An 8,263-nucleotide genomic window follows, 5' to 3' on the forward strand; every position below is an offset into this window, starting at 1 on the left:
AGCCAGGTCGGACAAGGCCGGGCGCCGCTGGGGCGCCCGGCCGGCCGATCAGCTGGGCGACGGGATGAAGGGGTGCTCCGGCGGGTCCTGGTCGTCGCCGAGGCGGGCGTCGGCGCCCTGGTCGAGCGCCTCGTCGATCGACTCGGGGTCGTCGATCTCGGCCGGGTCCTCCGGCGGGACCGGCAGGGAGTCGCCGTCGGGGCGGGTGGTGTCGGTGACGTCCTCGGGGGCGTCGAAGCCGAAGCTGCTCATGGTTCCCTCTCCGCGGTGCGCCCGGGAGGCGGCGCCGCTGCGGGCAGCCTAGGTCGCGCCCCCGGAGGCGGTCACGGACTTGACGGGGCACCCGAGGGGCGCCGCGGGGTCGGCCTGCTCCGGAGGAGCCTCCGCCCCGGCAGCCGTCAGTGCACGTACTCGAGCAGGTCGGCTCCGAGGGTGCGCATGCCCTCCAGCACCGCGAGGCGGTAGTGCAGGGTCGTGTCGTCGAACTGGGTGGCGACCGCGTAGGCGACTCCGGCGCGCGGGCCGCGGAGGACGCCCGCCTCGGCGCGGACGCCGACGTCGGTGCCGGTCGCGTTGACGAGCAGGACGCCGTGGTCGGGGTGGCGGTGCGCGAGCGGGTCGAGCCCGAACGAGGCGGCGACCATCGAGAGGTCGGTGCCGAGCGAGAGCCAGCCGATCACCCGCGAGCTCACGGCGGCGTCGACGATCTCGCCGTTCGCGAGGGTGGCGAGCAGCCAGGTCAGCTCGCGGGCGGAGCCGATCGAGAGCTGCGGCGCGTCGTCCGGGCCGCGCTCGTCGCGCACGACGTCGAGCAGGGCGGTGCGGGAGAGGCCGAGCGCCTCCGCCCGCTCGCGCACGGCGTCGAGGCCGACGCGGCGCAGCAGGACGTTGGTCGCGAGGTTGTCGCTCGAGGCCCCGACGAGGGCGGCGAGGTCGGCGATCGGCATCGACGGCACCTGGAGGTGCTGCCAGAGCCCGGAGCCCGAGACCGCGTCCGCTGCAGTCCGGTCGACCAGGCGCAGGTTCTCCTGCGGCTCGTTCGCCAGCCGGGCGGCGACCTCGATCAGCAGCACGACAGTGCCGAGGGAGGCGGTGGGCATCGAGACGGAGTCGTCGACCGCGAACAGGGTGCGGCCGGTCGCCAGGTCGACGGCGCGCGCCGAGACGACGACCCCGTCGATCGCGAGACGGCCGAGGGCGTCGAAGCCGCGCTGGAAGTTCTCGCGGTCACCGCCGCCCTTGTGGCGCCCCCGGCGGTTGCGTCGGCTCTCACGGCGGGTCTCGCTGGTGGGGATCACCACGGGTACGGCCCCTCTACGGGTCGGGAGTGCGGTCGTGCGGAGGGGGGACCTGGGTCCTCACGCGCCGGCAGGACGCGCGATCGACGGACGACCCCGCGGCATCGGTCGGCTCTCGATGCCCGGGGCTCCTCGTCCGTGCTGCGGAGGTGGTCGGCGGCGACTACCAGATGGTGACGCGCTCGCTCGGGGAGAGCCAGAGGGCGTCGCCTTCGGAGACGTCAAAAGTAGCGTAGAACTCGTCGATGTTCCGGACGATCTGGTTGCAGCGGAACTCGGCCGGAGCGTGCGGATCGATGGCGAGGAGGCGGATCGTCTCCTCGTCGCGGGACTTCTGCTGCCAGGCCTGCGCCCAGGAGAGGAAGAAGCGCTCGGCGCCGGTCAGGCCGTCCACGACGGGCGGCTCCTCGCCGTCCAGCGAGAGCAGGTACGCCTTCCAGGCGATGCCGAGACCGCCGAGGTCGCCGATGTTCTCGCCGATGGTCAGGGCGCCGTTCACGTGGTGCCCGGGCGTGGTCGCGGGAGCGAGCGCGTCGTACTGCGCGATGAGCGCCTTCGTCCGCTCCTCGAACGCGGCCCGGTCCTCCTCGGTCCACCAGTCGGTGAGGCGGCCGTCGCCGTCGAAGCGCGAGCCCTGGTCGTCGAAGCCGTGGCCGATCTCGTGGCCGATGACGGCGCCGATCGCTCCGTAGTTCGCGGCGGGGTCGCGGGCCTCGTCGAAGAAGGGGAACTGCAAGATCGCGGCCGGGAAGACGATCTCGTTGAAGCCCGGGTTGTAGTACGCGTTGATCGTCTGCGGGGTCATGAACCACTCGTCGCGGTCGAGCGGGCGGCCGATCTTGCCGAGCTCGCGGGCGAACTCGAACTCGGCCACGCGGCGGGCGTTGCCGAGCAGGTCGGCCGGGTCGATCGAGAGGGCGGAGTAGTCGCGCCAGCGCACCGGGTAGCCGATCTTGGGCGTGAACTTCGCGAGCTTCTCGAGCGCGCGCTCGCGGGTGGCGGGGCTCATCCACTCCAGGTCGACGATGGAGCGGCGGTACGCCTCGATGAGGTTCGCGACCAGCACGTCCATCGCGGCCTTCGCCGTCTCGGGGAAGTGGCGGGCGACGTAGGTGCGGCCGACCGCCTCGCCGAGCGACCCCTCGACGAGCGAGACGGCGCGCTTCCAGCGCTCCCGCTTCTGCGGGGTGCCGGTGAGGGTGCGGCCGTAGAAGTCGAAGTTGGCGTCGACGAAGCCGCTGGACAGGTAGGCCGCGGCTCCGCGGATCACCTGCCAGGACAGCCAGTCGCGCCAGGCCGGGAGGCGGTCCTCGGTGAGCAGGCCCGCGAGGCCCTGGAGGAAGCTCGGCTGGCGGACGACCACCTCGGCGAGCGCCCCCTCCGGAGCGCCCATCGCGGTGAGCCAGACGCCGAGATCGACGCCCGCGGCGAGCTCCTCGACCTCGGACCAGGAGCGGAGGTTGTAGGTCGCCTGGCTGTCGCGGCTGCGGACCTTGTCCCAGTGCGCGGCGGCCAGGTCGGTCTCGAGGGCGACGATGCGCTCGGCGCGGGCCTCGGCGGCGTCGATGCCGGCCAGGGCCAGCATCCGCGCGACGAACGGCGTGTAGGCCTCGCGGACGGAGGCGAACTCCTCCTCGCGGTAGTAGCTCTCGTCCGGCAGGCCGAGGCCGCCCTGGTTGACGAAGACGAGGTAGCGCTCAGGGCTTCCCGGGTCGTTGTCGACGAAGAGGCCGAAGAGCCCGGGGACGCCGGTGCGCTCGAAGGCGCCGACCGCGCGGAGCAGGCCGGGGATCGAGTCGACCCGCTGCACGGCGGCGAGGTCGTCGGCGATCGGGGCGGCGCCGAGCTCCTCGGCCCGCTCCTCGTCCATGAAGGAGGCGTAGAGGTCGCCGAACAGGCGCTCCTCGGTGCCGTGCTGCGCGGTCTGCGCCTCGACGATGATGTCGCGCACGGCCTTCTCCGCCTCCTCCTGGAGGAGGTGGAAGGAGCCGTAGCGCGCCTTGTCGGCGGGGATCTCGGTGCGGTCGATCCAGAGCCCGTTGACGTGCCGGTAGAGGTCGTCCTGCGGGCGCGTCGCGGGGTCGAGTTCGGAGCGGTCGATACCGGAGCGAGGCGTCGTCGAGGTCATGGCGGACAGCCTACGTCGGGGCGCCGACACGGTGGCGCGAGGTGCGGCGGGTCGAGCGCGGAGCCGCGGAGGGCGGGCGCGGAGCCGCGGGAGGGCCGGGCGCGCCACCGTCCGGCTTGCGGGGGCGGACTGCTCCTGCGAGCCGGACGGTGGCCGACGGGGACGCCGGAGCGTCAGCGCCCGAGCTGCTCCTCGACGTACGCGCGGATCGGCGTGGTCGGCCGCCCGATCAGGCGGGCGAGCGAGCCGTCGGTCCCGCCGAGGAGGCCGTCGGCGATGTTCGCGTCGAGGCCGACGACGAAGCCGACTCCGCCCTCGGGGACGCCGGCGCCGGTGAGGACGCGGGCGTGCTCGTCGGAGGAGACGTGACTGATCGCGGCGTCGCGTCCGGCGACCTCGGCGACGATCGCGGCCAGCTCGTCGAAGCTCCAGGCGGTGTCGCCGGAGAGCTCGTGCACGGTGCCGACCAGGGACGGGTCGGTCAGGGCGACCGCTGCGGCCTCGGCGTAGTCGGTGCGCGCGGCGCTGGCGACGCGGCCCTCGCCGGCGCTCGAGAGGGTGCTGCCGGTGGAGGCGAGCTCGGCGACGGTCTGCTCGTAGTTCTCGTTGTACCAGCCGTTGCGGAGGACGACGGCGGGGACGCCGCTGGCGGCGATCGCCTCCTCCGTGGCCTTGTGCTCGGGGGCGAGGATGAGCGCGCTCGTGGTCGCCTTCGGGGCGCTCGTGTAGACCAGGCGCGCGCCGGCGCGGACGGCGGCGCCGATCGCGGCGGTGTGCTGCGCGACGCGCCTGCCGACCTCGGAGCCCGAGACGAGGAGGACGGCCTCGGCGCCGGAGAAGGCGGCGTCGAGCGAGGCGGGGTCGTCGAAGTCCGCGACGGCGGTGCGGACGCCGAGGTCGGCGGCGAGCGCCTCGAGCTTCGCGGCGTCGCGGCCGGTGGCGACGATGTCGGAGGCGGCGGTGCCGCGGGCGAGCAGGTGCTCGACGGCGAGACGGCCGAGGTGGCCGGTGGCTCCGGTGACGACGAGGGTCATGAGGGGTCCTTCCTGACGGGTGGGGCGGGCGAGGTCCGCCGCCAGGAGGGTGCAACCGGCGCATCCTCCTCCTGCTTCCCGGAATGCAGTACCCACTATTTCGTTAGTACTGTCATCACCCCTGTCCCGAGGAGCACCCATGACGATCGCCGACTCCCCCCTGCTCGCCGGGGACGTCTACTCCGCCGACTGCCCGAGCCGCGAGGTCTTCGGCCACGTCACCAGCAAGTGGGGCGTCCTGGTGCTCGCGGCGCTCGCTCCGGGCACGCTGCGCTGGGGCGCTCTGCGGCGCCGGATCGGCGGGATCAGCGAGAAGATGCTCGCTCAGACGCTGCGGATCCTGGAGGAGGACGGCTTCGTGCACCGCGAGGCGCGGCCGGTCGTCCCGCCGCACGTCGAGTACCGGCTGACGCCGCTGGGAGCGGAGCTGGCGGATCGGCTGCTGCCGGTCGTCGAGTGGATCGCGGGGAACGTCGGGGCGGTCCTGGAGGCGCGCTCGGAGGGCCGCCGGGAGGGAAGGTGAGCCTCACCTTCTTGTGAGAACGTTCACGTCCCGTTCAGGGAGGAGCCTCCACCCGGCGGCATCGGCGCCCCCTCCCCCTGCTTGCCTCGATCGCGTCTCCTGCTCGTGATCGAAGGACCTCCATGTCGGACACCGCCCGCCGCCCGCTCCTCCTCCCGATGGCCGGCCACGTGCGCGGCAAGCGCAGCCCCGTCACCTGCGCGCTGAAGTGCGCCAACGCCTGCTCCACCGCGACCTGCAACACGTCGCACAACAGCTACTTCCGCGACATCGTCTCGTCGCAGCTCTCCCGCCGCAGCGCCCTCGGCCTCGGCCTGGCCGGCGCGGTCACCGTCGCCGTCGCCTCCGCCGGAGGAGCGCCCGCCGCCGAGGCGGCCGTGGCGACCTCGGCCGACGGCTCGCCGCTCGCCTTCACTCCGATCGCTCCGGTGCCGTACACGGTCGACCGGTTCACCGTCCCCGAGGGCTTCGCCTGGCAGCCGATCATCCGCTGGGGCGACCCGCTCTTCGCCGACAGCCCCGCCTTCGACATCGCCGACCAGACGGAGGCCGCCCAGGCCGCGCAGTTCGGCTACAACAACGACTACACCGACATCGTCGAGATCCCGGGCTCGAAGCGCCTCCGCGCCCTGCTCGTCGTGAACCACGAGTACACGAACGAGAGCATCATGTTCCCGGCCGCGCAGCTCGAGGCGGAGCCGGAGCGCGTGCGCGCCGTCGGCCGCGCCGCCCACGGCCTCAGCGTCGTCGAGCTGGTCCGCACCGCGGTCGACCGCCCGTGGGCCTACGTCCGCGGGGGCGAGCGCAACCGCCGCTACCTGCTCGACACCCCCTACGAGGTGACCGGCGCCGCCGCCGGCACCGACCTGCTGAAGACGGTCGCCGACCCCGAGGGCCGCACCGTGCTCGGCACGCTCGGCAACTGCTCCGGGGGCACGACGCCGTGGGGCACGATCCTCTCGGGCGAGGAGAACTTCAACGGCTACTTCCGCGCCGTCGGCACGAGCGACGCCGAGAAGCGCTACGGCCTCGCCGACTCCGAGACCTCGCGCCTCTGGGAGCTCGACGACCCCCGCTTCGACGCCCGCACCCCGGGCTACGAGAACGAGCCGAACCGCTTCGGCTGGATCGTGGAGTTCGACCCCTTCGACCCCGACTCCACGCCGAAGAAGCACACGGCGCTCGGCCGGCTCAAGCACGAGGGCGCGAACGTCATCATCGCCCCGGACGGCCGCGTGGTCGCGTACCAGGGGGACGACGAGCGCTTCGACTACCTCTACAAGTTCGTCTCGACGAAGCGCTACATCGAGGGCGACCGCGCCCACAACAAGACCCTGCTGGAGGAGGGCGACCTCTACGTCGCCCGCTTCACCGGCGACTCCCCCGTGGCCGAGATCACCGGCACCGGGGCGGCCCCCTCGGACGGCGGCTTCGACGGCATCGGCGAGTGGCTGCCCCTGGTGCTGAACGGCGCCTCGACGATCGCCGGGATGAGCGTCGCCGAGGTGCTCGTGCACACCCGCCAGGCGGCGGACGCCGCGGGCGCGACCAAGATGGACCGCTGCGAGGACGTGCAGCCCAGCCTGGTCAGCGGCCGGATCTACGTGGCCTGCACCAACAACTCCGCCCGCGGCACCGAGGGCGCCAAGGAGGGCGCGACCGAGGTCAACCCGCGCACCGAGAACCGCGACGGCCACATCGTCGAGATCATCGAGGACGGCGGCGACCAGACCGGCCGCACCTTCACCTGGAACCTGCTGATGCTCTGCGGCGACCAGGCGCAGGGCGACGTCGTCTACTTCTCCGGCTTCCCGGCGGACCAGGTCTCGCCGATCTCGTGCCCGGACAACCTGGCCTTCGACTCGGTCGGGAACCTCTGGATCTCGACCGACGGCGCCCCGAGCGGCATCGGCTACAACGACGGGCTCTTCAAGGTCGCGCTCGAGGGCGCGACGCGCGGCAGGGTGGAGCAGTTCCTCTCGGTGCCCCGCGACGCCGAGACCTGCGGACCGATCGTCCACGACCTCGACCAGCACGTGTTCGTGGCGGTGCAGCACCCGGGCGAGGAGGGCACCTTCGAGGCGCCGACCTCGTTCTTCCCGGACTACGGATCGACGGCGGCGGGAGCGGTGGCGGCACCGCGTCCGACCATCGTGCAGATCCTGCCGGCGTCGCAGGTCGTGGCGCCGACTCCGACGCCGACCGCCGGGCCGACCACGGCACCGACGACCCCGCCGACCACCGCGCCCACGGCGACTCCCACCACGGCACCGACCGCCGGGCCGACTGCGGCGCCCACCGTTGCTCCGTCCCCGGTGCCCACGACCGCGCCGACCGGCACGCCGACCCCGCTGCCCGTCGGCGGCTCGGGCGGCGGGCTGGCCTCGACCGGAGTCGAGAGCGTCGGCCTGATCGCGGGCGCCACCGCGCTCCTGGCCGCGGGCGCCACCGCGCTCGGACTCGGAGCGCGCCGCCGCGCGGCCGCCGAGGGCGAGGACGACCAGCAGGCGTGAGGCCGGACAGGGCCCGGGACCGATCACAGGATCGGGGCCCGGGCCCTGTCGCGCTCGGGGACCCGCCGCTCAGGCCCCCGGGACCGGCGGGCCGGTGCGCCAGCGGAGGATCGCCGCGGCGTCGGCGTCGTGCGGCAGCGTCACCACGTCGACCCCCTCCGGAGCGGTGCGGGAGTCGGTGACGAGCACGCGCGCGTCCGTGAGCACGGCGGCGCGGGCCAGCGCGAGGGCGGCGTCGACGGAGTCGATCACCTCGGCGCCCAGCGCCTCCTCCGGGGCCGACGCGACCCACGGCTCCGCGGCGAGCGCCAGCAGAGCGCGCTCGCGCAGCCGGCCGGGGTCGAGCACCAGCGTCTCGACCTGTGCCGAGGCCAACGCCGTGACGATCGCGCCGAGCGAGTACTCGACGGTGCGGCGCGGCTCCCCGGTGCGCAGGGCGTCGAGCACGTCCTCCTTCTCGCGCAGCAGGATGCGGTCGAGCTGCTCGTCGACGAACCGCTCCAGCGCCCCCTCCTCGCTGCCGGCGGCCCGCGTGTTCACGGGCTCGACGGCCAGGATCGCGGCGCTGCTCGGCGAGAGCTGCTGCGCGAGCAGCTGCCGGGCGTGGATGTCCCCCGCGACGACCAGCAGGCACGGCCGGTGCACGCGCACGAGCTCGTCCACCGCGGCGGCGAGCTCGGCCTGCGTGCGCCGCCAGATCTCCTCCGCGTGGTGGTGGAACCGGTCGTGCCGCCAGCCGCCGGCCTGCGCCTTGTGGAGGGTGTCGG

Annotated in this window: 7 protein-coding genes; 2 read left to right on the forward strand and 5 right to left on the reverse strand. The window is 73.8% G+C overall.

Annotation, left to right across the window (positions count from 1 at the left end; genetic code table 11):
• Positions 1-48: 48 nt before the first annotated feature.
• From C5C33_RS09265 to C5C33_RS09280, 4 genes are all read right to left on the reverse strand, one after another.
• Positions 49-252 (reverse strand): hypothetical protein, encoded by a 204-nt coding sequence (locus tag C5C33_RS09265; RefSeq protein WP_104222832.1) that lies wholly within the window; start codon positions 250-252, stop codon positions 49-51.
• A 146-nt stretch (positions 253-398) separates the two neighbouring features.
• Entirely contained in the window at positions 399-1,301 is a 903-nt protein-coding gene (locus C5C33_RS09270; protein ID WP_104222833.1) for a serine hydrolase, read from the reverse strand.
• A 160-nt stretch (positions 1,302-1,461) separates the two neighbouring features.
• Entirely contained in the window at positions 1,462-3,426 is a 1,965-nt protein-coding gene (locus C5C33_RS09275; RefSeq protein ID WP_104260965.1) for a M13 family metallopeptidase, read from the reverse strand.
• Positions 3,427-3,599: 173 nt separating this feature from the next.
• The gene (locus C5C33_RS09280; protein ID WP_104247987.1) at positions 3,600-4,460 is read right to left on the reverse strand and encodes an NmrA family NAD(P)-binding protein; all 861 of its coding nucleotides are present in this window, start codon (positions 4,458-4,460) and stop codon (positions 3,600-3,602) included.
• Between the two features lie 139 nt (positions 4,461-4,599).
• On the opposite strand from C5C33_RS09280, the gene C5C33_RS09285 reads away from it, so the two are divergent.
• Together C5C33_RS09285 and C5C33_RS09290 are read left to right on the forward strand one after the other, a co-directional pair.
• On the forward strand, positions 4,600-4,983 hold the full coding sequence (locus C5C33_RS09285) for a helix-turn-helix domain-containing protein (protein WP_160033071.1): 384 nt from the start codon (positions 4,600-4,602) through the stop codon (positions 4,981-4,983).
• Between the two features lie 122 nt (positions 4,984-5,105).
• A complete protein-coding gene (locus C5C33_RS09290) occupies positions 5,106-7,496 on the forward strand; it encodes a PhoX family phosphatase (RefSeq protein WP_104260966.1) in 2,391 nt (796 codons plus the stop codon).
• A 69-nt stretch (positions 7,497-7,565) separates the two neighbouring features.
• On the opposite strand, the gene C5C33_RS18495 is transcribed toward C5C33_RS09290, so the two are convergent.
• Positions 7,566-8,263, reverse strand: a 698-nt coding sequence (locus C5C33_RS18495) for a Vms1/Ankzf1 family peptidyl-tRNA hydrolase (protein ID WP_258069209.1), incomplete at its 5' end; no start/stop codon positions are given.

This window comes from Rathayibacter sp. AY1H3, assembly GCF_002932015.1.

Coding starts and splice junctions, on each gene's coding strand:
- C5C33_RS09280 (WP_104247987.1), bottom strand. CDS start 4,460: ATGACCCTCGTCGTCACCGGAGCCACCGGCCACCTCGGCCGTCTCGCC.
- C5C33_RS09265 (WP_104222832.1), bottom strand. CDS start 252: ATGAGCAGCTTCGGCTTCGACGCCCCCGAGGACGTCACCGACACCACC.
- C5C33_RS09285 (WP_160033071.1), top strand. CDS start 4,600: ATGACGATCGCCGACTCCCCCCTGCTCGCCGGGGACGTCTACTCCGCC.
- C5C33_RS09275 (WP_104260965.1), bottom strand. CDS start 3,426: ATGACCTCGACGACGCCTCGCTCCGGTATCGACCGCTCCGAACTCGAC.
- C5C33_RS09290 (WP_104260966.1), top strand. CDS start 5,106: ATGTCGGACACCGCCCGCCGCCCGCTCCTCCTCCCGATGGCCGGCCAC.